Source organism: Streptomyces sp. NBC_00344 (genome assembly GCF_036088315.1).
Classification (GTDB): Bacteria; Actinomycetota; Actinomycetes; order Streptomycetales; family Streptomycetaceae; genus Streptomyces.
Map to the genome: position 1 here is coordinate 5927653 of NZ_CP107996.1, position 24312 is coordinate 5951964.

The window sequence follows — 24312 nt, forward strand, 5'->3', positions numbered from 1 at the left end:
GACCAGAGAGCGGTGCAACGTGTCCGGTGGAGAGGTGGCCGGCATCCTGGTGGCAGTCTTCTGGGCGATCCTGGTCTCCTTCCTGGCCGTGGCGCTGGTCAGGCTGGCGCAGACGCTCAGGGCGACCACCAAGCTCGTGGCGGACGTGACCGATCAGGCGGTTCCGCTGCTCGCCGACGCTTCGGCGGCCGTGCGCTCGGCGCAGACCCAGCTCGACCGGGTCGACGCGATCGCGACGGACGTCCAGGAGGTCACGTCGAACGCCTCGGCGCTCTCCACGACCGTCGCCTCGACGTTCGGCGGGCCGCTGGTGAAGGTCGCGGCCTTCGGCTACGGCGTGCGCAGGGCTCTGGGGCGCCGGGCCGGCGACGAGCCGGGGCGTCCGGGCCGGCCGGTGATCGTCGGCCGCACGGTACCGGCCGCACGGCGTAGGAAGCGGAAGGGCTGACGCTGCAATGTTCCGCCGTACGTTCTGGTTCGCCACCGGCGCCGCAGCCGGCGTGTGGGCCACCACCAAGGTCAACCGCAAGATCAGGGCTCTGAGCCCGGAGAGCCTCGCGGCGCAGGCGGCGAACAAGGCCGTCGACGCCGGACACCGGCTCAAGGAGTTCGCCATCGATGTCCGGGCCGGGATGGCCCAGCGCGAGGCGGAGCTGGGCGAGGCGCTCGGCATCGAGGCGGCGCCCGCCCCCGAACTCGCAGCGCGGCGGCGATTCGCCGCCATCGAACACATCGTCACCGAACACACCGGCGTCAAACGCACCGATGCCGGACACCCCAGGCATACGCACAACCGGAATGAGGACCACTGATGGAGTCGGCCGAGATTCGCCGCCGCTGGCTGAGCTTCTTCGAGGAGCGCGGTCACACCGTCGTCCCTTCGGCGTCGCTCATCGCGGACGACCCGACTCTGCTGCTTGTCCCCGCGGGCATGGTCCCCTTCAAGCCGTACTTCCTCGGCGAGGCCAAGCCGCCGGCCCCGAGGGCCACCAGCGTGCAGAAGTGCGTGCGCACACCGGACATCGAAGAGGTCGGCAGGACCACCAGGCACGGCACGTTCTTCCAGATGTGCGGAAACTTCTCCTTCGGCGACTACTTCAAGGAAGGCGCCATCGGTTACGCCTGGGAGCTGCTCACCGGCTCCGTGGCCGACGGTGGTTACGGTCTCGACCCCGAGCGGCTGTGGATCACGGTCTACCTCGACGACGACGAGGCCGAGCAGATCTGGCGCGACAAGATCGGCGTACCGGCGGAGCGCATCCAGCGCCTCGGCAAGAAGGACAACTTCTGGTCCATGGGCGTTCCCGGCCCCTGCGGTCCGTGTTCCGAGATCAACTACGACCGCGGTCCTGAGTTCGGCGTGGAGGGCGGCCCCGCCGTCAACGACGAGCGCTATGTGGAGATCTGGAACCTGGTCTTCATGCAGTACGAGCGGGGCGCCGGCGACGGGAAGGAGGACTTCCCTATCCTCGGCGACCTGCCCTCCAAGAACATCGACACCGGCCTCGGCCTCGAACGCCTGGCGATGATCCTGCAGGACGTGCGGAACCTGTACGAGATCGACACCTCGCAGGTAGTCATCGACAAGGCCACCGAGCTGACCGGTGTCCGTTACGGCGCCGAGGAGAAGTCGGACGTCGCGCTGCGCGTCGTCACCGACCACATGCGTACCTCCGTGATGCTCATCGGCGACGGGGTCACACCCGGCAACGAGGGCCGCGGCTATGTGCTGCGGCGCATCATGCGCCGCGCCATCCGCAACATGCGGCTGCTCGGTGCCACCGGACCCGTCGTCGCCGACCTGGTCGACGTGGTGATCAGCACCATGGGGCAGCAGTACCCGGAGCTGATCACCGACCGCAAGCGCATCGAGACAGTCGCCCTCGCCGAGGAGGCCGCCTTCGTCAAGACCCTGAGGGCCGGCACCAATATCCTCGACACCGCGGTGAGCGACACCAAGGCCACCGGCGGTCAGGTGCTCGCCGGCGAGAAGGCCTTCCTGCTCCACGACACCTGGGGCTTCCCGATCGACCTCACCCTGGAGATGGCCGCCGAACAGGGCCTCTCGGTGGACGAGGACGGGTTCCGCCGTCTGATGAAGGAGCAGCGGGACCGGGCCAAGGCCGACGCCAGAGCCAAGAAGACCGGCCACGCCGATCTCTCCGCATACCGCCAGGTGGCCGACAGCTCCGGCTCGACGGAGTTCACCGGATACACCTCCACCGAGGGTGAGTCGACCATTGTCGGCCTGCTCGTCGACGGGGTGCCCTCGCCGGCCGCCACCGAGGGCGACGAGGTCGAGATCGTCCTGGACCGGACCCCGTTCTACGCCGAGGGCGGTGGCCAGCTCGCCGACACCGGCCGTATCAAGCTGTCTTCGGGTGCTGTCGTCGACATCCGGGACGTCCAGCAGCCGGTCCCCGGCGTGTCGGTCCACAAGGGTGCGGTCCAGGTCGGCGAGGTGACTGTCGGCGCCTCCGCCTACGCCGTCATCGATCTGCGCCGCCGCCGGGCCATCGCCCGCGCGCACAGCGCCACCCATCTGACCCACCAGGCGCTGCGCGACGCTCTCGGGCCGACCGCCGCCCAGGCCGGTTCGGAGAACTCGCCGGGCCGCTTCCGGTTCGACTTCGGCTCTCCCAACGCCGTACCCGGCACCGTCCTCACCGATGTCGAGCACAAGATCAATGACGTGCTCGCCCGTGAACTCGACGTCCAGGCCGAGGTCATGTCCATCGACGAGGCCAAGAAGCAGGGCGCCATCGCCGAGTTCGGTGAGAAGTACGGCGAGCGGGTGCGGGTCGTCACCATCGGCGATTTCTCCAAGGAACTGTGCGGCGGTACGCACGTCCACAACACCGCCCAGCTGGGTCTGGTGAAGCTGCTCGGCGAATCCTCGATCGGATCCGGCGTACGCCGGATCGAGGCTCTGGTCGGGGTGGACGCCTACAACTTCCTGGCCAGGGAGCACACCGTGGTCGCCCAGCTCCAGGAGCTGGTCAAGGGACGTTCCGAGGAGCTTCCCGAGAAGATCTCCGGCATGCTCGCCAAGCTCAAGGACGCCGAGAAGGAGATCGAGAAGTTCCGCGCGGAGAAGGTCCTGCAGGCTGCCGCCGGACTCGCCGCGGGCGCCAAGGACGTACGCGGTGTCGCCGTGGTCACCGGCCAGGTGCCGGACGGCACCGGCGCCGACGACCTGCGCAGGCTGGTCCTCGACGTCCGCGGGCGGATCAGCAATGACCGCCCGGCCGTGGTGGCTCTCTTCACCACCGCCAACGGCCGCCCGCTGACGGTCATCGCCACCAACGAGTCCGCCCGTGAGCGCGGGCTCAAGGCCGGGGAGCTGGTCCGCACGGCCGCCAAGACCCTGGGGGGCGGCGGTGGCGGCAAGCCCGACGTCGCCCAGGGCGGAGGCCAGAACCCGGACGCCATCGGTGACGCGGTGGCCGCCGTCGAGCGCCTGGTCGGAGAGACGGCCTGATGCGACGCGGCCGCCGACTGGCGATCGATGTCGGGGATGCCCGTATCGGGGTCGCCTCGTGCGACCCCGACGGGGTCCTCGCCACCCCGGTGGAGACCGTCCCGGGACGTGATGTCCCGGCCGCGCACCGGCGGCTGAAGCAGCTGGTGGAGGAGTACGAACCGATCGAGGTCGTCGTCGGCCTGCCTCGCTCCCTCAACGGGGGCGAGGGACCGGCGGCCGCCAAGGTCCGTGGCTTCGCCCAGGAGTTGGCTCGCGGGATCGCGCCCCTTCCTGTACGACTGGTTGACGAGAGGATGACCACAGTCACAGCGACCCAGGGACTGCGCGCCTCGGGCGTAAAATCCAAGAAGGGTCGTTCCGTCGTCGACCAGGCCGCGGCGATCGTGATTCTGCAGAACGCACTCGAGTCCGAACGGGTCTCGGGCAAGGCCGCTGGTGAGGCCGTCGAAGTGGTTGTCTGATCGCAGTACGGTAACGTTCCGCGCCATGCGACAGTGTGTGAACAGCTGCCGCACAGCAAAAAGAGGCGGACCGTCCGGAGGCCTCGCGGCTCTAGGGGACCGATGACTGAGTATGGCCGGGGCGCAGGCTCCGAACCGTGGGATCCCGAGGACCCGTTGTACGGGGACCAGGGATGGGGAGGTCAGCAGGACCCCTCCGGCCGGCCGCCGTACGACGGCCGCCGGCAGTATCCGCAGGAGCAGCAGCAGTACGACCAGTACGGCAACCCGGTCCCCTCGCAGCCGCAGGACCCGTACCAGCAGCACTACCAGCAGGACCAGGCCTACCAGCAGGGCCAGTCGTATCCCCAGGGTCAGTCGTACCCCCAGCACCAGACGTATCAGCAGGGCCAGTATCCGGAGCAGCAGGGCCAGCAGTACCCGCAGCAGCAGACGTACCAGCAGCAGGGCCAGCAGGGTCAGTACCAGCCGCAGGATCCGTACCAGCAGCAACAGCAGAATCAGCAGGCTCAGTACAACGGCTGGAACACCGGTCAGCAGTCCGGAGGGCCGTACGGGTCACCGCAGGGTGACCCGTACGGCGCACAGCAGACGAACTACGCCGGCGACACCCCTGACTACTACCGGACGCCCGAGGCCTACCCGCCACCGCAGCCCCCGGACCGCCGCGATGAGTGGCAGCAGCCGGCCCCGGAACCCGAGGCGGAGCCCGAGCCCGAGCCGGAGACGCATCCTTTCTTCACCGGCGCGGACGGCCCCGGTGACAGGGACGACCGTGACTACGACGACGACCCGGGCGAGACCCGGGAGGACACCCGCGACCGCCGCGGCAAGAACAAGCCCAAGAAGCGTCGCAGCGGCTGCGCATGCGCCGTGGTCGCGGCAGTGCTGGTCGGTGGTGTCGGCGGGGCCGGCTACTACGGGTACGACTACTGGCAGAGCCGTCATGCGCCCGCGCCCGACTTCACGGGCGTGGGCACCACCCCCGTGCAGGTCGAGGTGCCCGCGGGAACGGGCATCGGCGGCATCGGGCGCATCCTGAAGCAGAAGGGTGTCGTCAAGAGTGTCGACGCCTTTGTCTCGGCGGCCAACGGCAAGTCCCTCCAGGCCGGGGTGTACTCGCTGAACCAGCAGATGTCCGCGGCGAACGCGGTCACCGCGATGGTCGACCCGAAGAGCCTCAATGTGATCATCGTCCCGCCCGGCACGCGGGACAAGGTGGTCTACGCGGCCATCGACGCGAAGCTCAAACTGAAACCCGGGACCACTCAGGCGATCGCCAAGGCGAAGGCCGACGACCTGGGCCTGCCCAGCTGGGCCAAGGGCCACAAGGAGCTCAAGGACCCGCTGGAAGGATTCCTCTACCCGGCGAGCTACCCGGCCGGCGAACAGATGAAGCCGGAGGACATCCTGAAGAAGATGGTCGGCCAGGCGGACGAGGCGTACGGCAAGGAGGATCTCGAGGGCGCGGCGAAGAAGCTGGGACTGAAGGATCCGTTCCAGGTCATCACGGTGGCGAGCCTGGTCCAGGCCGAGGGCAAGTACAAGCATGACTTCGACAAGGTCTCGCGCGTCGTCTACAACCGTCTGAAGCCGAACAACACGGAGACGGTCGGCCGGCTCGAGTTCGACTCCACGATCAACTACGTGCGGAAGCAGAGCACGCTGGATGTCGGCAGCGTGGACGCTCTGCGGAGGATCAAGGATCCGTACAACACGTACGACATAAAGGGTCTGCCCCCGGGCCCCATCGGCAACCCGGGTCCGGACGCCCTGCACTCCGCGCTCCACCCGACCCCCGGCCCCTGGTACTACTTCGTGTCGGTGACCGAGAACAAGACCGTGTTCGCCGTGACCAACGCGGAGCAGAACCGGAACCGCGCGAAATACGAGAAGCAGCAGGAGAAGTCCGGCCAGTGACCCACATCAAGCGGGCGGCCGTGCTCGGTTCGCCCATCGCGCACTCGCTCTCCCCGGTCCTGCACCGTGCCGCATACCGGGCGCTGGACCTCGAGGGGTGGACGTACGACCGCTTCGAGATCGACGAGTCGGGCCTCCCCGGCTTCGTCGGGACGCTCGACGCGTCCTGGGCCGGGCTCTCACTGACCATGCCGCTCAAGCGGGCGATCCTTCCGCTGCTGGACGAAGTCAGCCCGACCGCCGCTTCGGTCGAGGCGGTCAACACCGTGGTCCTCACCGAGGACGGCCGCCGTCTGGGGGACAACACCGACATCCCCGGCATGATCGCCGCCCTGCGCGAGAGGGGCGTGCAGAAGGTGGACACCGCCGCCGTGCTCGGCGCGGGTGCCACCGCCTCGTCGGCACTGGCCGCCCTCTCGAAGATCTGTGCCGGCCCGGTCACCGCCTATGTGCGCAGCACGGCCCGTGCCGCGGAGATGCGGGGCTGGGGCGAGCGGCTCGGGGTGGACGTGCGCACCGCCGACTGGGCTGAAGCGGCCGAAGCGCTGCATGCGCCGCTGGTCGTCTCGACCACCCCGGCCGGTGCCACCGATGCGTTGGCCGCGGCGGTTCCCGATGCGCCGGGCACGCTCTTCGACGTCCTCTACGACCCGTGGCCGACCTCGGTCGCCACGGCCTGGGCTGCACACGGCGGGGCCGTCGTCGGGGGCCTCGATCTGCTCGTGCACCAGGCGGTGCTGCAGGTGGAACAGATGACAGGGCGAGCACCCGCCCCCCTGTCCGCGATGCGCGAAGCGGGGGAACAGGCGCTCGGAGCACGCTGAGAGCGGCTTCCCGGATCAGCCGCGGCGCCGGAGGGCGATGGCTGTGTCAGCGGTGTAGTCCTGGGTCCAGGTGCGGCCGGTGTCCGACCTCCAGGTCACCTGAGTCGTGGCGCCGGCGGGCCTGACGCGGTCCACCGTCATCGAGCGTTCACCGGCCCTCACATCGCCGCGGCGCAGCTCTCGCGCCTCGACCGTGACCGGCTCGGCCGGTTCGGCGCGCTCCGCCTCTTCGGCGGCGCGCATCAGGGCGGCCGCGAGCTCGCGTGCCTGGGCGGGGGTGTACCTCAGGACCCGTTCCCCGTCCGTGGCCGTCGGCGGGGCGGTGAGCCGCACCCCTTCGGGGCCGCCCCGCACTGTCAGAGCGGCCCCGCCATCGGACTCCAGTCGCATCGTCTCTCCTCGGCTGCCTGCCGGCTCAGTGCAGCCTGAGGCTTTCCGGCGGACCCAGATAGCTGGGTTTGAGACCGCCGGTGTCCACCACCAGGTTCTGCAGGACCACCGTCGGGTCCACCATCCAGAATTTCAGCACATGCGCACCGGGCCGGCCCACGTGGTGGGTGGTGCTGGTGACATTGACGTTGTCCGAGGTGTTCCGCGCCCACTGGGCGTTCATGGTGCCGTCGTCGGCCCCGGTCACCTCGGTGATGTTCACGGTCTGCGGTGCGTCCCCGTCGAAGGAGACGGCGTACTTCAGCCCGTCCGACGCCAGGGCGTCATTGCGCGGCGAGAGATACGCCCACACGGTCACCGGGCCCGTGGTGAACAGGGTGAGACGGTACTCCAGCCTGGGTGAGGTGGCGCCGGGCGTCTGCCGGGCCGCCGTCACGGGGAACGGCTCCATACCGGATCCGGTGCGTCCGATGTGCGGGATCCGCTGCCAGGTGATGCCCCCGCTGCCGACGGACCGGGTGTAGTGGTCGGCCTCGATGGACACGTAGCCGTTGGCCTCGACGAACCCCGATAGCTGCGAGCGGCGCACCGTGGGGTTGTCGATCACGGCCTGCACGGTCACCTCGGCTCCCCGCGGCCCCGACACCTTCACCGGGACCCTGGTGGTGCCGCCGGGCGCTCGTGACCAGTCGACCCGCAGGGTGATCCTTTCCTGCTTCTCCACCTGTCCGCGGGGGCGGTCGGCGGTCAGCCAGGGGACTCCCGTACGGACGCTGTAGCCGAAGGCGCCGGTGCCACGGTTGAACACCTCGATGTACTGCGCCGGCTGGCTCTGGTACGGGCTGAAGGCGGGCAGCACCGCAGCACTCCGCTCCTTCGGCCACCAGGCTTCCGAGCCGTCGATCGCGACACCCATCCCGGCGGCCGCCGGAAGGCCGATGCGTCTGACGGCGGGGAAGAGCACATCCTTGAGCGCGACGTTGTCGAGCTCCGGTTGCTGCCAGGGGGCGTTGGGCCCGTAGCGCGCCACATCGCCGTAGTCGATGTGCGGCTGGGTCTGGAATCCGGCCCATTTTCCGCCGGCCACCCGGGTGTTGAAGCGGTCGGCGAGCGCGAGGTCGTCGGCGAGACGGGCCTCGGCTGTCGCTGCCAGATCGTTGGTGAGGGCCCTGCCCTGCGCCGCGTAGTGCAGGTTGAGGAATTCGGCCTCGCGCAGCGCGTAGAGATTCGCGGTGGCCTGCACCTCGTATCCGACCAGTTCGAACCAGGCGTCCTGGGTGGAGTCAGGCAGCTTCCTGCCGATCAGTTCGGCCGCCGCGCCGAGCCGCTGCCACTCCGACGTCACCCGCTCCAGCTCCCGGTAGTCGGTGAGGCTGAAGGGCGTGGCCTGATCGTCCTGGACGACGGCCGAAGAGTCCTTCGCCGGGTCCTTGGCCGGGTCCAGGGTGATCTTCCGGTTGAGCAGTTCGGGCTTGCGGCGTGACTGCAGCTGGGCGTATGTGCTGAGCACCGACGCCACCGCGGCGGCCTGCTGCTCCCCGAAGTTCTGCCTGGCGTACTGCTCCTCCCACTCCGGGATGCACTCCAGGGTCCAGCGGCCGGGGTCCCAGGCGTAGTCGAGGAAGAACTGGGTGGCCGCCTCGTTGCCCTTGAGATCGCCGGCGTTGGTGATCCAGAGCCCGTTGTTGCCGTAGGCGACGGACTGGTGCAGCTGGTCCCACAGGTTGGGCAGCGAAGTGGTGTCCACCCACTTGTAGTTGCGGCCCACCCCGACGTAGTCGAAGTGGTAGTAGAGGCCGTAACCGCCGCTGCGCGGGTCCTTCCGCAGATCGGGCAGCTTACGGATGTTGGCCCAGTTGTCGTCGGTGAGCACGACGGTGACGTCGTCGGGGACCCGCAGCCCGCGGTCCCAGTAGCGCTGTACCTCCTTGTAGAGGGTCCACACCTGGGGGATCGTGGTGATGTCCTTGCCGGAGACATCGGCGAGGATCTTCCGCTGGGCCGCGATGATCTCGGTCATCAGGTCGATGCCGTCGCCGTCCGGCAGCCCGGTGTCGCCGTTGCCGCGCATCCCGAGGGTGACCACTCCCTCGAAGTCCTGGTCCGTCATCCGGCGGACGCCGTCGGCCCAGTAGGCTTTGAGCGCTTCCGCGTTGTGACGGTAGGACCATTCGCCGGTGCCGCCGTACGGGTCATGCCCGGGTGTGGTGATCCGGCCCGTGCTGTCCCGCACGGCCGCCACCGCATGCCGGTTCCACTCCTCGATGCCACGCATCATCGGCGCCTCGTGGGAGGTGCCCATCACGACGCCGTACGCCTTCGCGGTGGCGTGGTTCTCCGGGTCGTCCTCGGCGAACGCGCGGCCCCAGACGGCGGGCCACAGGTAGTTGGCCTTCAGGCGCAGCACGACCTCGAAGATCCTGGCGTAGAAGGCGGCGTTGAAACCGCCCTCGTAACCCGGCGCCTTTCCCGGCCCGAAGAAGGCGGGTGCCCAGGTGCCCAGGCCCGGGTTCTCGTCGTTGATGAAGAAGCCGCGGTATTTCACGGCGGGGGTGCCCTGGGTGTGTCGTCCCGGCATCACATACAGCTCGTCGCGGTGCAGCGGGGGGACATCGTCCCACCAGTACCAGGGGGAGACACCGATGCCCCGGGAGACGTCGTACACCCCGAAGACCGTGCCGCGCTGATCGCTGCCGGCGATCACGAAGGCCCGGTCGACACCCGGCAGGGGTTTCTCCACGACGGTCTGGAGGGAGGTCTCCCACTGTCCTTCGATGCCGCTGACATCCAGCTTGCCTGCGGACACCAGTCCGTCGATCAGCGGGCTGCGACCGATGGTGCCCACGACCGTGATCTCACGGGCCCGGGGAATCGGCCCGTGGGAGACGGACGGACGTGCACCGGTGACGCGTTCGATGTCGGCCTGCAGGTCGCCGGCGACCCGCACCACTCCCGCGTGGTCGCCGGCGCTGACCACGATGGGGACCGCTTTGCCTGCCCTGACCAGCGGGAACCCGTTCGGGACCGGGCTGAAGGCGATGTACGCCCCGGAGTCGGCCGGCCTGGCCGGGCGAACCGGGACGGCTGCTGCGGATCCGGTGGTCAGCCCGAGCAGGGAACCGAGTGGGGTCGCCGCCAGAGCGGTGACTCCCAGGCCCATCCCGAGGACGGTTCTGCGGCTGGTGCGGGGTGTGGAGTGCGGTGCGCGGTGCTGTGGGGACTGCCTGTCCATACTGCTCTCCCAGAATTGTGCAGCATTTGTTCAGGTGAATGACAAATTAGGCCGGAGGTCTCCCGGGCCCGAACTGCCGGGCCGCAGGGGGCGCGTGCCCGGTGTCAGTGCCTGCCCGCGCTCAGCTTCAGGTCCTGGCTGAGGGCGGAGTAGGCCGACTTGGCCCGGTAGTTCTCGTCCATGATGTTCGCCGCACCCTCACCGGGAAACGTCGCGGGCACCCAGGAGTACCTGTCGGTGAAGCCCCAGACGGTGAAGTCGGTGCAGTGCCGGGTGAGCAGACAGCCCTGCAGCAGTACGCTGTACGCCTCGTTCTGCGCCTCCGACTTGGTGGCGTCGACGGGAAGGGTGATCCGGACGTCCGCCTCGGTGACCGCGGTGTCGAGACCGAGGGCCTCGAAGCGCGCCATGTTGTCCGCGATGTCGTGCGGGGCGATGTACTGAACGTCCAGGTGACCCTGGATCCCGACTCCGTCGATGGGGACATGCTGCTTCCGCAGCTGGGCGACCAGGTCGCGCAGGGCGGTGCTCTTCGCGTTGACACCCTCGATGTTGTAGTCGTTGATGAACAACTTGGCCCGGGGGTCCGCCTGATGGGCCCAGCGGAAGGCGTCGGCGATATAACCCGGGCCGAGCTTCTGGAGCCAGATGCTGTCCCGCAGGGTGCCGTCGTCGTTGAAGGCCTCATTGACGACGTCCCACTGCCAGATCCTGCCCTTGAAGTGGGTCATCTCGTCGGTGATGTGCCGGTGCAGGATGTCCCGCAGCTCGTCGCTGCTGAAGTCTCCGGCGGTGAGCCAGGAGGGCAGCTGGCTGTGCCAGACCAGGGTGTGTCCGCGGACCAGCTGCCCGTGAGTCCCGGCGAAGTCGACCAGCCGGTCGGCGGCGCTCCAGTCGTAGCTGCCGCGCTCGGGCTCGACGACCTCCCATTTCATGACGTTCTCCGGGGTGACGGAGGTGAACTCCCCGGCAACGGCGGCCCGATAGGGTGCGTCGCCGGCGAGCGCGGTGGTGTCGACCGCCGTGCCGATGCGCAGTCCGGCCCGCAGACCGAGGCCGCCGAGGGAGTCCGGCGACGCCTGGTGCTCCGGCTTGCTGTGACGGGCGGCGGCCGGGCCGGCCGCGGACGCTTCCGGCAGGGTGAGGGCCGAGACGAGCAGGGCTGTGGCAGCGATTCCGGCCATGGCGCAGTGTCGGGTTCTGAGCATGGAATGTCCCTTTCGGACGGGGCGGAGGCAGGCCCGAAGGGGCCGCCAGGCGATCGGATCGAAAGTTTCGAGATCGATTCCGCAAGTTTCTGCGAAACTTAGAGCCTTGAAATCGGGGGGTCAATCCCCGTGCACGGGAAATCGCGAGGGCGCCGGGAGTGACCTCTCGGTGTCGTGTCCGGCAAGCGGCGAACGAGTGTCGTGGCCCACCGGCCGGCGGCAGGGGCACCGACCCGGGCCGGACGGCGCGGCGCGCGGAGGCCGGGAGGCGGGCGCCGGAAACGGCCCCGGACGGCGCGGTGGCCGACCCGGAGCCGATGGGGCGACGGGGACGCTTCCTCCGGTACTCCCGCGGTGCCCGGCGGGCGGTTCAGACGCCGTCCGCCGGCGGTGCGACCGAGGTGTCGCAGACCAGCCGGCGCCGGTGGTCGACGGTGCGCTCGGGACCGGTGAGACGCAACGGCACAATCTGCCGGATGCCGGTGGCCGCGCTGGAGGTAGCGAAGCGCAGTTCCAGATCGCCCGGTTCGACGACCCTTCGCCCGTCCAGGCCGGTGAAGGACGTCAGGTCGGCGTCGAAGCGGAACCGAACGCGCCGCGCCTGCCCGGCGGCCAGCGGCACCCTGGCGTAGCCGATGAGCCGCACGTCGGGGCGGGTGGTCTGGGCGACCGGGTCGTGCAGATAGAGCTGCACCACCTCGGCTCCGTCGCGCACCCCCGTGTTGCGGACGACGAGTTCGATGTCCATGGAGCCGTCGGTGGGCAGCTCGGCCGGTGTCGGGCCGACCGGATCCCAGGCGAAGGTGGTGTACGAGAGGCCGTGGCCGAAGGCGTACAACGGCGTCGGGTCGAGGCTGCTGACCCCGCCCGCAAGACCCAGCGGCGGCTGCAGATACGTCCAGGGCTGGCCGCCCGGCCCGTACGGCACCCCGACGGGCAGCCGGCCCGAGGGATTGACCCGTCCCGAGAGCACTCCGGACAGTGCCGGCCCGCCCTCCTCGCCGGGGAAGAAGGCGTGGACGACGGCGGCCGGCCCGCCGTCCCAGCGTCCCAGCGCGTACGGACGGCCCGTCAGCAGCACCAGCACCACCGGGGTTCCGGTGGCCAGCAGCGCGTCGAGCAGTTCGCCCTGGACACCCGGCAGGGAGAGGTCCGCGGCGTCACAGCCTTCGCCGGAGGTGCCGCGCCCGAAGAGTCCGGCACGGTCGCCGAGTACCGCCACGCAAATATCCGCGTCGCGGGCCAGTTCCACCGCGGCCCGGATACCGGAGGTGTCGTCGCCGTCCACATCGCAGCCGGGGGCGAAGGTCAGCCGGGTGTCCGGGAGTTCAGCGCCGAGCGACTCCAGCAGGGTCGGGATGGTGATGCCCAGCGGCACCTCGGGGTGGGAGACGCCGACATGGCTGGGGAAGGAGTAGCAGCCGAGCATCGCGAACGGGTCGTCCGCGCGGGGGCCGACCACGGCGATCCGGGTGTCGGCGCGCAGTGGCAGCGCGCCCGAGGGGTTGGAGAGCAGGACGCAGGACTGCTCGGCCAGCAGCCGGGCCAGGGCCCTGTTCTCGGCGGGGTCGAGGTCGATGGTGCCGCGCGCCTGCTCCGGGTCGTCGCCGTGGGGGAGGGCGGCGGGCAGCGGCGACCAGTCGGGGTCGAGCAGGCCCAGCTCGCACTTCTGCAGCAGCACCCTGGTCAGCGCCCGGTCGACGATGTCCTCCGTCACCGCGCCCGAGCGGACGGCGGCGATCAGGGTGTCGCCGTAGGAGCGGACGGTGGGCAGTTCCACGTCGACACCGGCTGCCAGGGCCAACCGGCCGGCATCGGCGCGGTCGGCGGCGACCTTGTGCAGCGTCTCCAGGAAGCCGATGCCGAAATAGTCGGCGACGACGGTGCCTTCGAAACCCCAGGTGTCCCGGAGCAGGCCTGTGAGCAGGGCCGGGTCGGCTGCGGTGGGCACACCGTCGATCTCGGAGTAGGAGCTCATCACCGAGCGGGCGCCGCCTTCCCGCACGGCCATCTCGAACGGCGGCAGGATCACGTCGGACAGTTCACGGGCGCCGGCCCGCACCGGGGCGAGGTTACGGGCGCCCGCCGATGCGGAGTACCCGGCGAAGTGCTTGAGGGTGGCCACGATGCCGGCGGACTCCAGTCCCCGGACGTAGGCGGTGGCGACGGTGGCGACCAGGTAGGGGTCCTCGCCGATGGTCTCTTCGACACGGCCCCAGCGCGGATCACGGACCACGTCCAGAACAGGCGCCAGCCCCTGGTGGACGCCGACGGACCGCATGTCGCTGCCGATCCGGTGGGCCATCTCGGCGACCAGCGCCGGATCCCAGGCGGCGCCCCAGGCCAGCGGCACCGGGTAGGCGGTCGCGCCGAAGGCGGTGAAGCCGGCCAGGCACTCCTCGTGGGCCAGTGCGGGTATCTGGAACCGCCCCGCTTCGGCGATACGTTGCTGGGCGCGGGCCAGTGAGACGGCGCCGACGCCGGCGTCCACCGGGGCGGTGCCGAAGGGCCGGGTGAGCTGTCCGAGCCCCCGGGTGATCAGCTTCTCCCAGTCGACCGGATCCACCATGTCGTTCTGATGCGGTGCGACCCCATCGCCTTCGGAGTCGGCGCCCACCCAGACACCGTAGAGCTGTGCGGTCTTCTCCTCCAGGCTCATCCGGGCGATGAGATCGGTCACTCGCTCACCGGGCGTGCGGGACGGGTCGCGCCAGGGTGCATCAGCAGCGGGACGTTCGACGGCAGGGCTTTCGGCGGCAGTGGCGGCGACGGGGACGGCAGTGGCGCGCGGGGCTTGCGGAACGGGGTGGGATGCCATCGTGCAGGGGTTCCTCTCCGGAGTGGCGGTGATGCGGCGGTGCTGTGCTCGGCCCTACTTGCCGCCCACCCCCATCAGGCCGTTCACCAGGGCGCGCCGGGCCACCAGATAGACCGCGAAGATCGGCACCACGGAGAGGACGATCGCTGCCAGCACGGCGGGGATGTTCACGCCGAACTGGGACATGAAGTTGAACAGGCCGAGCGTCAGGACCCTGTTGCCCTCGGACTGGGTGAGGATCAGCGGGAAGAGGAAGCCGTTCCAGGCCTGCAGTGCGGAGTAGATGGCCACTGTGCTGATGCCGGCCCTGGAGAGTGGTACTGCCAGCTGGAGCAGCATCCGCAGTGGCGACGCACCGTCGAGGGACATCGCCTCGTACAGCTCTTCGGAGACGTCCCGCATCGTGCCGCTGAGCACCAGTACCGACACCGGCATCGCGAAGGCGGCGGTGGGCAGGATGATCGCCGGCAGGGTGTCGTAGAGGCCCATCTTCCCGATCAGCAGATACAGCGGGACGATCACCGCCTGAGCCGGGATCGCCACCCCGAGCAGGAAGGTCCTGAAGGCCAGCGACGACCAGCGATTCCGGGTGCGTACCGCGACGTAGGCCACCGGGACGGACAGCACCAGCACGATGGCCACCGTGGAAACGGCGACGATCGCGGTGTTGCCGAGCAGCGTGAAGAAGCCGCTGTGCAGCACGGTGTTGTAGTTGTCCAGCGTGGGACGGGAGGGGAAGGCCAGCGGGTCGCCGTCGAGTGCTTCGTCCTGATGCATCAGCGACGAGGAGACCAGCGTGTAGAGCGGGACCAGCACGATGACGAGCCAGACCAGCGAACCGAGGCCGGCCAGTGGGTTCGCTCTGCGCAGCAGGCGGCTGCGCCGTGGCGCACCGGCGGCCGGACCCGGCGGCAGGGGCGTCACGGCAGGCGCCGCGGTGCGGGTGACGGACGACATCGCGTTACATACCTTCCCGGGTGGAGCGCATGGTGCCGAAACCGCTGAAGCGGACCAGGACCAGCGAGAGACTGGTGGCCACCACGACCAGGGCGGTGGCGATGGCGGCGGCGTAGCCGAGGTCGTACGTCTGGAAGCCGGTGCGGTACATCAGGTAGGGCAGGATCGTGGTGTCGGTGCCAGGACCGCCCTTGGTCATGATCAGCACGGTGTCGAAGTAGGTCAGCGAACCCACGATCATCAGCACCGACGAGGTGGTCACGGTGTGCCGCAGCTGAGGCAGCGTGATGTGGAAGAACTGCCGGAGCATCCCCGCGCCGTCGATGGACGCGGCCTGGTAGAGGACTTCGGGAACCTGCCGCGCGCCCCCCTGGTAGATCAGGGTGTGGAACGGCATGAACTGCCAGCCGCCGACGAACGCCACCACCAGCAGGGCACCGGTGGAGGTCCCCATCACGTTGGGGTCGACCCCGATCCAGGGGCCGATTTCCTTGATCACGCCGAAGTTGGGGTCCAGCAGGGCATGGAAGAGCATCGCGATGGCGGTGGTGGACAGCAGCAGCGGGATGAAGAAGATCGCCGAGAGCAGGGCGCGGCTGCGCTGGCGTCCCGCCGCCCAGACTCCCAGCAGCAGCGCGACCGGGGTCTGGAAGGCCCAGCTGATCGTGGTGAGCAGCAGACTCAGCCAGGCGGCCTGGCCGAAGTCGTGGTCCTTGAAGAGCCGCGTCCAGTTGGCCAGTCCGGCCGGTGTGGGCGAGTTCAGGCCGTCCCACGTACAGAAGGACAGATAGACGGCGAGTGCCAGCGGGGCGATCGCGAAGACGGCGAAGAAGAGCAGACCGGGGAGCGCCCAGCCGACGTGCGGGCGGCCGACATTGCTGCCGGCCGCCCTGCCGTCTCCGCGCTTGACGGGTCGGGCCGTTTTCGCGTCCTCAACGTGCTGCGTGGCGAGCGGAGTGGTGGACATCGTTACTTGACGGCCTTCATCGCGGAGACGAACTGCTCAGGGGTGGACTTCCCGGCGAAGAGCTTGCTGACCTCGGTGAGCAGCGGGGTGGCGATCCGGGACTCCAGCGCCTGATCCCACGAGAGAGTGAAACTCGGGGCCTTCTGCACCATGTCGTACTGGTACGTGGAGAACTGCGGGTTGGGCGACGAGCTGAACAGGGACGTCGCGTGTGAGGTGGTGGGGACGTCCCCGTTGGCGATCAGGGACTTGGCGTACGACTCCGCCGCCATGGTCTTGAGGAACTTGACCGCCGCGTCCTTGTGCTTCGTCCTGGAGTTGATCGACCAGTAGTTGGTGGGATTGCCCACCACGTCGTTCACGTCACCCACGCCGCCGGCCACGGTCGGGAAGGTCGTCCAGGCCAGGTCCTTCTTGGCGAACTTCGGGGCCTTGCCCAGCTGGGTCGAGTACTCCCAGGAGCCCATCAGGTGCATGGCGGCCTTGCCCTTGTTGAGCAGGGTGGGCGCGCCGCCATTGCCATAGTCGACCGAGTTGAAGTTGGAGCCGAAGGCGCCCTCGTCGACCAGTTGCTTCACGGTCTGCGCGGTCCTGAGCACCGCCGGATCGCCCCACCCGGAGGAGTCACCGCTCTGGATCTTCTTGAAGACCCCGGGGCCTCCGGTCCGGTCCAGCAGGTACTCCATCCACATCAGCTCGGGCCACTTGTCGGCGCCGCCGAGGGCGAAGGGGGTGATGTTCCTGGACTTGAAGGTGGTGATGTCCTTCTGCAGGTCGTTCCAGGTCTTGGGCGCCTGGAGGTTGTTCTGCGCGAAGAGGGTCTTGTTGTAGAAGAGCACCACGGGCTGCATCCCGCGCATGGGAACGCCGTAGACCTTTCCGTCGAGACTTCCCGCGGTCATGATCGACGGCAGGAAACCGTCCTTGAGTGTGGCGTCGCTCTTGACGGTCGATGTGAGGTCCACGAGCTGACCGGCGTCGACATAGGGCTTGATGGAGCCACCGCCCCAGTTGTAGAAGACGTCCGGCGCGTTGGGCGTTCCCATGGCGCTGCGGAGCTTGTTCACATAGTCGGTGCCGGGCACCGACACCAGCTTCACCTTGACGTCGGACGTCTTGTTGAACTTCGCGACGGCCGCCTTCTGCACCTTCACCGCGTCGTCGCCGTAGACGTAGGCGGTGATGGAACTGCCGCCACCGCCACTGCTCGAGCCGCAGCCGGCCAGAACCCCGGCCATCACCATCGCGGCCCCTGCCGCGGTCCATCTGGCCGTACGTGTACCGCTGCTGAGAATGCCCGACCCCATGACCGCACCTCTGTCGAATGTTTCGAATTGTTCTACGAATGTTGCCGGAACCGTACGGGTGGGTTTCGGACTCGTCAAGAGGCTGCGCAGGGGTTTCCCTGATCGGTGCACCGGGACCGGTGCGGGCTGGATCGAGGGCTACGATCCCTGTATGAGCCCTGCGAACGTCCCGTCCTCACAGCAGAAGACGCCGGCCGGAGACCAGCCGGAAGGTGCCGCCACGCTGGCGGAGATCGCCCGTGCTGCCGGGGTCTCGGCTCCGACAGTTTCGAAAGTCCTGAACGGGCGCGCAGACGTCGCCGCCTCGACCCGCACCCGGGTCGAGGAACTGCTGCTCCAGCACGGCTACCGGCGCAGGCGGGGCGCCTCGCAGCAGTCCCAGCTGATCGACCTGGTCTTCCACGAACTCGAGAGTGCCTGGGCGATGGAGGTCATCAGGGGGGTCGAGAACGTCGCGAGGGAGGACGGGCTCAGCCTGGTCCTCTCCGAGAGCGCGGGCCGGCTGACACCTGGTCAGACCTGGGTGGACGGGGTACTGGCCCGCAGGCCCGTCGGGGTGATCCTGGTGCTCTCGGACCTCAACGCCGCCCAGCGTGCCCAGCTGACCAGCCGCGACATCCCCTTCGTCGTGGTCGACCCGGCCGGTGACCCGGGGGACGACGTCCCGTCGGTGGGCACCACCAACTGGCAGGGGGGACTCGCGGCCACCCGTCACCTGGTGGAGCTGGGCCATCGCCGGATCGGTGTCATCGGCGGCCCGGCCAGCATGATGTGCAGCCGGGCACGACTGGACGGATACCGCGCCGCACTGGAGACCGCCGGCCTCCCGGTGGACCCCGAGCTCGTGAGGGAGGGCGACTTCCACCACGAGGCCGGCTACGCCGCCGGTCTGGACCTGCTGCGCCTCCCGGACCCGCCCACCGCCGTGTTCACCGGGAACGATCTCCAGGCGCTCGGTGTCTTCGAGGCCGCCCGCGAGAGGGGGCTGCGCATCCCGGAGGACCTCAGTGTCGTCGGCTTCGACGATCTGCCGATCACCCGATGGGTGGGGCCGCCGCTCACCACCGTGCGTCAGCCGCTGCTCGAGATGGCCGAGACAGCGGCCCGGCTGGTGATCGACCTCGGCCGGGGTGAGCGGCCCGCCACCACCCGGGTGGATCTGGCGACGCGCCTGGTGGTGCGCAGCAGCACCGCCCCGCCCTGCCGCTGACCGGCCTGTGCGGCCCGCACCGGCGCGCCGGTGCGGGCTCCCCGGGGACGTCCGCCAGCTGGACCCATGACCGGCGGCGGGCCCGGCCGTGGGAGGATCGGATGAGGCGGGCCAGGGCCGCGCACCCGGTCGCGCCGTCGCAGATCGAAGCGCGAGCATGAGGAGCACCGTTGAGCAGGTTGCGTTGGCTGACCGCGGGGGAGTCGCACGGACCCGCACTGGTGGCGACGCTGGAGGGCCTTCCCGCCGGTGTCACGATCACCACGGGCATGGTGGCGGACGCGCTCGCCCGGCGACGGCTCGGTTATGGCCGCGGCGCCCGGATGAAGTTCGAGAAGGACGAGGTCACCTTCCTCGGCGGCGTACGGCACGGACTGACCATGGGCGGACCGGTGGCCGTCATGGTGGGCAACACCGAGTGGCCCAAGTGGGAGCAGGTCATGTCGGCCGACCCGGTCGACCCCGAGGAGCTGGCCAAGCTGGCCCGCAACGCTCCGCTGACCCGCCCCCGCCCCGGCCACGCCGACCTCGCGGGGATGCAGAAGTACTCGCTCGACGAGGCCCGGCCGATCCTGGAGCGCGCCAGCGCCCGTGAGACGGCGGCCCGGGTGGCGCTCGGCACGGTGGCCCGTTCGTACCTCAGGGCGACAACCGGGATCGAGATCGTCTCCCATGTCGTGGAGCTGGCCGGCGCGAAAGCGCCCTACGGCGTCGTTCCGGTCCCCGCCGACGAGGCGAAGCTGGACGAGGACCCGGTGCGCTGCCTGGACGCCGACGCGTCGAAGGCGATGGTCGCGGAGATCGACCAGGCCCACAAGGACGGCGACACCCTGGGCGGCGTGGTCGAGGTGCTCGCCTACGGCGTGCCGGTGGGGCTCGGATCCCATGTGCACTGGGACCGCCGGCTGGACGCGCGGCTCGCCGCCGCGCTGATGGGAATCCAGGCGATCAAGGGCGTCGAGGTCGGGGACGGCTTCGACCTCGCACGGGTGCCCGGCTCCCGGGCCCACGACGAGATCGTGCCCACCGCCGAGGGCGTCCGCCGCACCTCCGGCCGCTCCGGCGGAACCGAGGGCGGTATGTCCACAGGTGAACTGCTGAGGGTGAGGGCCGCGATGAAGCCGATCGCCACCGTGCCCCGGGCACTCGCCACCATCGACGTGGCCACCGGAGAGGTGGCGGCCGCTCACCACCAGCGCTCGGACGTGTGTGCGGTACCGGCCGCGGGCATCGTGGCCGAGGCCATGGTCGCGCTGGTCCTCGCGGACGCCGTCGCCGAGAAGTTCGGCGGTGACAGCGTCGGCGAGACCAGCCGCAACGTCCGGTCGTACCTCGACCACCTCCAGATCCGATGAGCGGGCCGCTGGTCGTCCTGGTCGGGCCGATGGGTGTCGGCAAGTCCACCGTGGGCGAACTGCTCGCCGAGCGCCTGGGCGCGGTCTACCGGGACACCGACGCGGACATCGTCGAGGCCGAGGGCCGGACGATCGCGGACATCTTCGTCGACGAGGGCGAGGAGCACTTCCGCGCCCTCGAGCGGGCCGCTGTCCGCGCCGCGGTCGCCGGGCACACCGGCGTACTCGCGCTCGGCGGGGGCGCGGTGCTCGACGAGTCCACCCGGGCTCTGCTTGCCGGGCACCCGGTCGTCTATCTCTCGATGGATGTCGACGAGGCGGTCAAGCGCGTCGGACTGAACACCGCTCGCCCGCTGCTCGCCGTCAATCCGCGCAGGCAGTGGCGCGAACTGATGGACGCTCGCCGCTCGCTGTACACCGAAGTCGCCCGTGAGGTCGTAGCCACCGACAACCGCACGCCCGAGGAGGTGGCCCAAGCGGTCATCGACGCTCTGGAACTCGCGCAGCCCGCGGGGGGCACGCCATCCGCGGCGGGCGCCGCGGCCCCCAGGACACCCGGCCAGGAGAACACCCACATGACGCAGGACGCTCCCATCCGTATCCAGGTCGGCGGCACGGACGGCCACGATCCGTACGAGGTGCTGGTGGGCCGCCGGCTGCTGGGCGAGCTGCCGTCGCTGATCGGTGAGCAGACCAAGCGGGTCGCGGTCCTGCACCCGGAGGCACTCGCCGAGACCGGTGAGGCCGTGCGGCAGGATCTCGCGGACCAGGGATACGAGGCCATCGCGATCCAGCTGCCCAACGCCGAGGAGGCCAAGACCGTCGAGGTCGCCGCCTACTGCTGGAAGGCACTGGGCCAGACCGGTTTCACCCGCACCGACGTCATCATCGGCGTCGGAGGCGGAGCCACCACCGATGTCGCCGGGTTCGTCGCGGCGACCTGGCTGCGCGGGGTGCGCTGGATCGCCGTCCCGACCACGGTGCTGGGCATGGTCGACGCCGCGGTCGGCGGCAAGACCGGCATCAACACCGCCGAGGGCAAGAACCTGGTGGGTGCCTTCCATCCGCCCGCCGGGGTGCTCTGCGATCTGGCGGCCCTGGACTCGCTGCCGGTCAACGACTACGTGTCCGGCATGGCCGAGATCATCAAGGCGGGCTTCATCGCCGACCCGGTCATCCTGGACCTCGTCGAGTCCGACCCCGAGGCCGCCCGTACCCCCGCCGGTCCGCACACCGCCGAGCTCATCGAGCGGTCCATCCGGGTCAAGGCCGAGGTCGTGTCGAACGACCTGAGGGAGTCGGGACTGCGCGAGATCCTCAACTACGGGCACACCCTGGCCCACGCCATCGAGAAGAACGAGCGCTACAAGTGGCGGCACGGCGCAGCCGTCTCCGTCGGTATGGTCTTCGCCGCCGAACTCGGACGCCTGGCGGGCCGCCTCGACGATGCGACAGCCGACCGGCACAGTGCCGTACTGGCCTCCGTCGGGCTGCCGCTGACCTACCGCGGTGACCAGTGGCCCAAGCTTCTGGAGACCATGAAGGTCGACAAGAAGTCCCGGGGCAACGTGCTGCGCTTCATCGTTCTCGACGGTCTCGGCAAACCGACCGTTCTGGAAGGCCCCGACCCGGCGGTGCTGCTCGCCGCGTACGGGGAGGTCTCCGCGTGAACAGGAAGGTCCTCGTCCTCAACGGCCCCAATCTGGGCCGGCTGGGCTCCCGCGAGCCCGATGTGTACGGAGCGACCTCGTACGCGGGGCTCGTCGACGCCTGCCGGAGCCTCGGCAAGGAGCTCGGCTTCGATGTCGAGGTCCGGGAGACCAACGACGAGGGGGAGCTGATCCGCTGGCTGCACGAGGCGGCAGACGGGTCGGTCCCCGTAGTGATCAACCCCGGGGCCTTCACCCACTACTCGTACGGAATGCGTGACGCCGCGGCGCAGCGCACCGCGCCGCTCATCGAGGTGCACATCTCGAATCCGTACGCCCGCGAGGAGTTCCGTCACAACTCGGTAATCGCTGCCGTCGCCAGCGGCACGGTCGCGGGCTTCGGAATCGGCTCCTACCGCCTTGCGCTGCGCGCGCTGGCCGGAGAACTCGCCGCCTGACGCGGCACTCCGACCGCCTCCCGGCCGTTCACAGGGTGCCGGCCGGGGAGGGTACCGTTCGGTAGCGAGATTCAGTCGGCGACACGGACGGAGTGGCACCGGATGCACGCTATGGGGGCTCCGCTGCCGCCGTCCCACGGGGGAGCCGCAGGGTGGATGCCGGGTGCCCAGCACCCGGACCAGGCCCCGGGCTGGGTCGCTCCGGCCCCGCAACGGCCGCCGGCGCCCGCGGCCCCGCCGGCGCCTTCGCTGCCGCCGGAATCCACCGGCCATGTCCGGCTGCCCCCCGGCGGCCCTGTGGCCCTGCCCGCCCCTCCGCCCGCCAGCGTCCGTGCGGACACCGGCAGCACCACGCTCGCCGTGCTGCTGATCGGGCCTGCAGGCGCCGGCAAGACCACCGTCGCCCGGCACTGGGCGCAGCGGCGTCCGGTGCCCACCGCGCACATCAGCCTGGACGATGTGCGCGAGTGGGTCTGCTCCGGGTTCGCCGATCCGCAGTCCGGCTGGAACGACCACTCCGAGGCCCAGTACCGCCTCGCCCGGCGTACCTGCGGTTTCGCCGCCCGGAACTTCCTGGCCAACGGCATCTCCTGCATCCTCGACGACGCGGTCTTCCCCGACCGGCCCGTGGTCGGTCTCGGCGGCTGGAAGCGCCATGTCGGCCCCGGCCTGCTGCCGGTCGTTCTCCTTCCGGGCCTGGAGATCGTGCTGGAACGTAACGCCGCCCGCAGCGGGAACCGCCGGCTGAGCGACGAGGAAGTCGCTCGGATCCACGGCCGGATGGCCGGCTGGTACGGCTCCGGGCTGCCGATCATCGACAACTCGGCCTTCGATGTGGAGACCACCGCCCAGGTGCTCGACGACGTACTGGCGCGGTCCATCGCCAGCCCTCCCACCTGGTGAAGCCCCCCGGTCGGACGCGCTGAAACGGCTGAAGCCCGCTTGCGCTCCTAGGCTCGGGGGCATGTCAGAGGTGTTCGCGCTCCGCCGGGAAAGGCTGCGCGACCGGTGCCTGGCGGCCGGCAGCGCCGCCGCACTGGTCTCCCGGCCGGCCAATGTCCGGTATCTCTCGGGTACGGCCCCGGCCGGCGCCGTGCTGCTGCTCGGTCCGGGCGGGGACGAGCTGCTCTGCCCGGTCGATCCGGCGGGCGATCCGGCAGCCGGTCGCCCCGACGAGCACCTGCGGCTGCGGATGCTGCCGGCTGCCGGGGGCGACCCCGCGGTCGCCGCGGCCGGGCTGCTGGGAGCCACCAACACCCGTTCCCTCGCTGTCGAGGAGCACCACCTGACGGTCGCCAGGCACCGCGCGATCGGCTCGGTGTCACCCGGACTGCACCTCGCCGACCTGGCAGGGGCCGTCGAACAGCAGCGGATCATCAAGGACGAGGAAGAGATCTCGAGCCTTCGGACCGCCGCCGAGATCGCCGACCAGGCACTGGGTGAGCTGCTGGAATCGATCCTGGTCGGCCGTACCGAACGCCATCTCGCCCTGGAGCTGGAGCGCCGGCTCATCGACCACGGCGCTGAGGGGCCCGCCTTCCCCACATCGGTGGCCACCGGACCCAACGCGGGACTGAGAAGGCACCGGCCGTCGGACCGCAGGGTCGAGGAGGGGCACTTCCTGTCCGTCTGCCTGGGCGCCGCATACCGCGGATACCGATCCGAGATCGGTCGTACATTCGTCATCGGGACATCGCCCGCGAACTGGCAGGTCGACCTCTACGACCTCGTCTTCGCCGCACAACGGGCTGGTCGGGAGGCCCTTGTGCCGGGCGCCGCCTGCCGTGACGTGGACCGCGCCGCGCGCCAGGTACTGGATGCGGCGGGCCACGGAGAGGGGCTTCCGCAGTCCACCGGGCACGGTGTGGGACTCGAAATCGACGAGGACCCGCAGTTGGCACCTGCGGCCATGGGTAAACTGGACGCTTGCGTGCCGGTCACCGTCGAACCGGGGGTCCACCTCCCGGGACGGGGCGGAGTCCGGATCGATGACACGCTCGTCGTACGCCCAGAGGCGGACGGCGGACCAGAGCTACTCACCATTACGACCAAGGAACTGCTCGCTCTCTGAG

Annotated in this window: 19 protein-coding genes; 12 read left to right on the plus strand and 7 right to left on the minus strand. The window is 69.8% G+C overall.

Going from position 1 to position 24312, the window contains the following annotated elements; all coding sequences use genetic code 11:
- Window positions 1–19: 19 nt before the first annotated feature.
- The 6 genes from OHS16_RS26880 (at window position 20) to OHS16_RS26905 (ending at window position 6689) form a co-directional block, all read left to right on the plus strand.
- A complete protein-coding gene (locus tag OHS16_RS26880; protein WP_328539825.1) occupies window positions 20–448 on the plus strand; it encodes a DUF948 domain-containing protein in 429 nt (142 codons plus the stop codon).
- A 7-nt stretch (window positions 449–455) separates the two neighbouring features.
- A complete protein-coding gene (locus OHS16_RS26885; protein ID WP_328539826.1) occupies window positions 456–812 on the plus strand; it encodes a DUF6167 family protein in 357 nt (118 codons plus the stop codon).
- Window positions 812–3481: an alanine--tRNA ligase gene (alaS, locus tag OHS16_RS26890; RefSeq protein ID WP_328539827.1), complete on the plus strand. Its 2670-nt coding sequence runs from the start codon at window positions 812–814 to the stop codon at window positions 3479–3481. The genes OHS16_RS26885 and alaS overlap by 1 nt, the downstream gene beginning before the upstream one ends.
- Window positions 3481–3945 (plus strand): Holliday junction resolvase RuvX, encoded by a 465-nt coding sequence (gene ruvX / locus OHS16_RS26895; RefSeq protein ID WP_328539828.1) that lies wholly within the window; start codon window positions 3481–3483, stop codon window positions 3943–3945. The genes alaS and ruvX overlap by 1 nt, the downstream gene beginning before the upstream one ends.
- A 102-nt stretch (window positions 3946–4047) precedes the next feature.
- Window positions 4048–5865, plus strand: coding sequence for an endolytic transglycosylase MltG (gene mltG / locus OHS16_RS26900; protein WP_328539829.1), 1818 nt, complete (start codon window positions 4048–4050; stop codon window positions 5863–5865).
- Entirely contained in the window at window positions 5862–6689 is an 828-nt protein-coding gene (locus OHS16_RS26905; protein ID WP_328539830.1) for a shikimate dehydrogenase, read from the plus strand. The genes mltG and OHS16_RS26905 overlap by 4 nt, the downstream gene beginning before the upstream one ends.
- Window positions 6690–6704: 15 nt before the next feature.
- On the opposite strand, the gene OHS16_RS26910 is transcribed toward OHS16_RS26905, so the two are convergent.
- The 7 genes from OHS16_RS26910 to OHS16_RS26940 all read right to left on the minus strand — a co-directional run bounded on the left by OHS16_RS26910 (window position 6705) and on the right by OHS16_RS26940 (window position 17505).
- Window positions 6705–7079 carry a hypothetical protein gene (locus tag OHS16_RS26910; RefSeq protein WP_328539831.1) on the minus strand — a complete coding sequence of 125 codons (375 nt, stop codon included), beginning with the start codon at window positions 7077–7079 and terminating at the stop codon, window positions 6705–6707.
- A gap of 25 nt (window positions 7080–7104) precedes the next feature.
- On the minus strand, window positions 7105–10311 hold the full coding sequence (locus OHS16_RS26915) for a glycosyl hydrolase 115 family protein (RefSeq protein ID WP_328539832.1): 3207 nt from the start codon (window positions 10309–10311) through the stop codon (window positions 7105–7107).
- A gap of 104 nt (window positions 10312–10415) precedes the next feature.
- Complete coding sequence (locus tag OHS16_RS26920; RefSeq protein ID WP_328539833.1) at window positions 10416–11519, minus strand: endo-1,4-beta-xylanase; 1104 nt, start codon at window positions 11517–11519, stop codon at window positions 10416–10418.
- A 370-nt stretch (window positions 11520–11889) separates the two neighbouring features.
- Complete coding sequence (locus OHS16_RS26925; RefSeq protein ID WP_328539834.1) at window positions 11890–14337, minus strand: glycoside hydrolase family 3 N-terminal domain-containing protein; 2448 nt, start codon at window positions 14335–14337, stop codon at window positions 11890–11892.
- A 54-nt stretch (window positions 14338–14391) separates the two neighbouring features.
- Entirely contained in the window at window positions 14392–15294 is a 903-nt protein-coding gene (locus OHS16_RS26930) for a carbohydrate ABC transporter permease (RefSeq protein WP_328539835.1), read from the minus strand.
- Window positions 15295–15298: 4 nt separating this feature from the next.
- The gene (locus OHS16_RS26935; RefSeq protein ID WP_328539836.1) at window positions 15299–16261 is read right to left on the minus strand and encodes a carbohydrate ABC transporter permease; all 963 of its coding nucleotides are present in this window, start codon (window positions 16259–16261) and stop codon (window positions 15299–15301) included.
- Between the two features lie 2 nt (window positions 16262–16263).
- Window positions 16264–17505 (minus strand): extracellular solute-binding protein, encoded by a 1242-nt coding sequence (locus OHS16_RS26940; protein ID WP_328541000.1) that lies wholly within the window; start codon window positions 17503–17505, stop codon window positions 16264–16266.
- 214 nt (window positions 17506–17719) lie between these two features.
- Here OHS16_RS26940 and OHS16_RS26945 point away from each other — a divergent pair, with 214 nt between their 5' ends.
- The 6 genes from OHS16_RS26945 to OHS16_RS26970 all read left to right on the plus strand — a co-directional run bounded on the left by OHS16_RS26945 (window position 17720) and on the right by OHS16_RS26970 (window position 24311).
- On the plus strand, window positions 17720–18778 hold the full coding sequence (locus tag OHS16_RS26945) for a LacI family DNA-binding transcriptional regulator (protein WP_328539837.1): 1059 nt from the start codon (window positions 17720–17722) through the stop codon (window positions 18776–18778).
- Window positions 18779–18948: 170 nt separating this feature from the next.
- Window positions 18949–20133: a chorismate synthase gene (gene aroC / locus OHS16_RS26950; protein ID WP_328539838.1), complete on the plus strand. Its 1185-nt coding sequence runs from the start codon at window positions 18949–18951 to the stop codon at window positions 20131–20133.
- Window positions 20130–21803 carry a 3-dehydroquinate synthase gene (gene aroB / locus OHS16_RS26955; RefSeq protein WP_328539839.1) on the plus strand — a complete coding sequence of 558 codons (1674 nt, stop codon included), beginning with the start codon at window positions 20130–20132 and terminating at the stop codon, window positions 21801–21803. Before aroC ends, aroB begins: the two co-directional genes overlap by 4 nt.
- Window positions 21800–22240 (plus strand): type II 3-dehydroquinate dehydratase, encoded by a 441-nt coding sequence (gene aroQ, locus OHS16_RS26960; RefSeq protein ID WP_328539840.1) that lies wholly within the window; start codon window positions 21800–21802, stop codon window positions 22238–22240. The genes aroB and aroQ overlap by 4 nt, the downstream gene beginning before the upstream one ends.
- 102 nt (window positions 22241–22342) lie before the next feature.
- Window positions 22343–23143, plus strand: coding sequence for an AAA family ATPase (locus OHS16_RS26965; protein ID WP_328539841.1), 801 nt, complete (start codon window positions 22343–22345; stop codon window positions 23141–23143).
- A gap of 61 nt (window positions 23144–23204) precedes the next feature.
- Window positions 23205–24311, plus strand: coding sequence for an aminopeptidase P family protein (locus OHS16_RS26970; RefSeq protein WP_443042700.1), 1107 nt, complete (start codon window positions 23205–23207; stop codon window positions 24309–24311).
- Window position 24312 lies beyond the last annotated feature (1 nt).

What these genes read in the sequence shown, in the direction of transcription:
- OHS16_RS26885 (WP_328539826.1), top strand. Translation starts at nt 456, where the DNA reads ATGTTCCGCCGTACGTTCTGGTTCGCCACCGGCGCCGCAGCCGGCGTG.
- alaS (WP_328539827.1), top strand. Translation starts at nt 812, where the DNA reads ATGGAGTCGGCCGAGATTCGCCGCCGCTGGCTGAGCTTCTTCGAGGAG.
- ruvX (WP_328539828.1), top strand. Translation starts at nt 3,481, where the DNA reads ATGCGACGCGGCCGCCGACTGGCGATCGATGTCGGGGATGCCCGTATC.
- mltG (WP_328539829.1), top strand. Translation starts at nt 4,048, where the DNA reads ATGACTGAGTATGGCCGGGGCGCAGGCTCCGAACCGTGGGATCCCGAG.
- OHS16_RS26910 (WP_328539831.1), bottom strand. Translation starts at nt 7,079, where the DNA reads ATGCGACTGGAGTCCGATGGCGGGGCCGCTCTGACAGTGCGGGGCGGC.
- OHS16_RS26915 (WP_328539832.1), bottom strand. Translation starts at nt 10,311, where the DNA reads ATGGACAGGCAGTCCCCACAGCACCGCGCACCGCACTCCACACCCCGC.
- OHS16_RS26920 (WP_328539833.1), bottom strand. Translation starts at nt 11,519, where the DNA reads ATGCTCAGAACCCGACACTGCGCCATGGCCGGAATCGCTGCCACAGCC.
- OHS16_RS26925 (WP_328539834.1), bottom strand. Translation starts at nt 14,337, where the DNA reads ATGGCATCCCACCCCGTTCCGCAAGCCCCGCGCGCCACTGCCGTCCCC.
- OHS16_RS26930 (WP_328539835.1), bottom strand. Translation starts at nt 15,294, where the DNA reads ATGTCGTCCGTCACCCGCACCGCGGCGCCTGCCGTGACGCCCCTGCCG.
- OHS16_RS26935 (WP_328539836.1), bottom strand. Translation starts at nt 16,261, where the DNA reads ATGTCCACCACTCCGCTCGCCACGCAGCACGTTGAGGACGCGAAAACG.
- OHS16_RS26940 (WP_328541000.1), bottom strand. Translation starts at nt 17,505, where the DNA reads ATGGTGATGGCCGGGGTTCTGGCCGGCTGCGGCTCGAGCAGTGGCGGT.
- OHS16_RS26945 (WP_328539837.1), top strand. Translation starts at nt 17,720, where the DNA reads ATGAGCCCTGCGAACGTCCCGTCCTCACAGCAGAAGACGCCGGCCGGA.
- aroB (WP_328539839.1), top strand. Translation starts at nt 20,130, where the DNA reads ATGAGCGGGCCGCTGGTCGTCCTGGTCGGGCCGATGGGTGTCGGCAAG.
- OHS16_RS26965 (WP_328539841.1), top strand. Translation starts at nt 22,343, where the DNA reads ATGCACGCTATGGGGGCTCCGCTGCCGCCGTCCCACGGGGGAGCCGCA.
- OHS16_RS26970 (WP_443042700.1), top strand. Translation starts at nt 23,205, where the DNA reads ATGTCAGAGGTGTTCGCGCTCCGCCGGGAAAGGCTGCGCGACCGGTGC.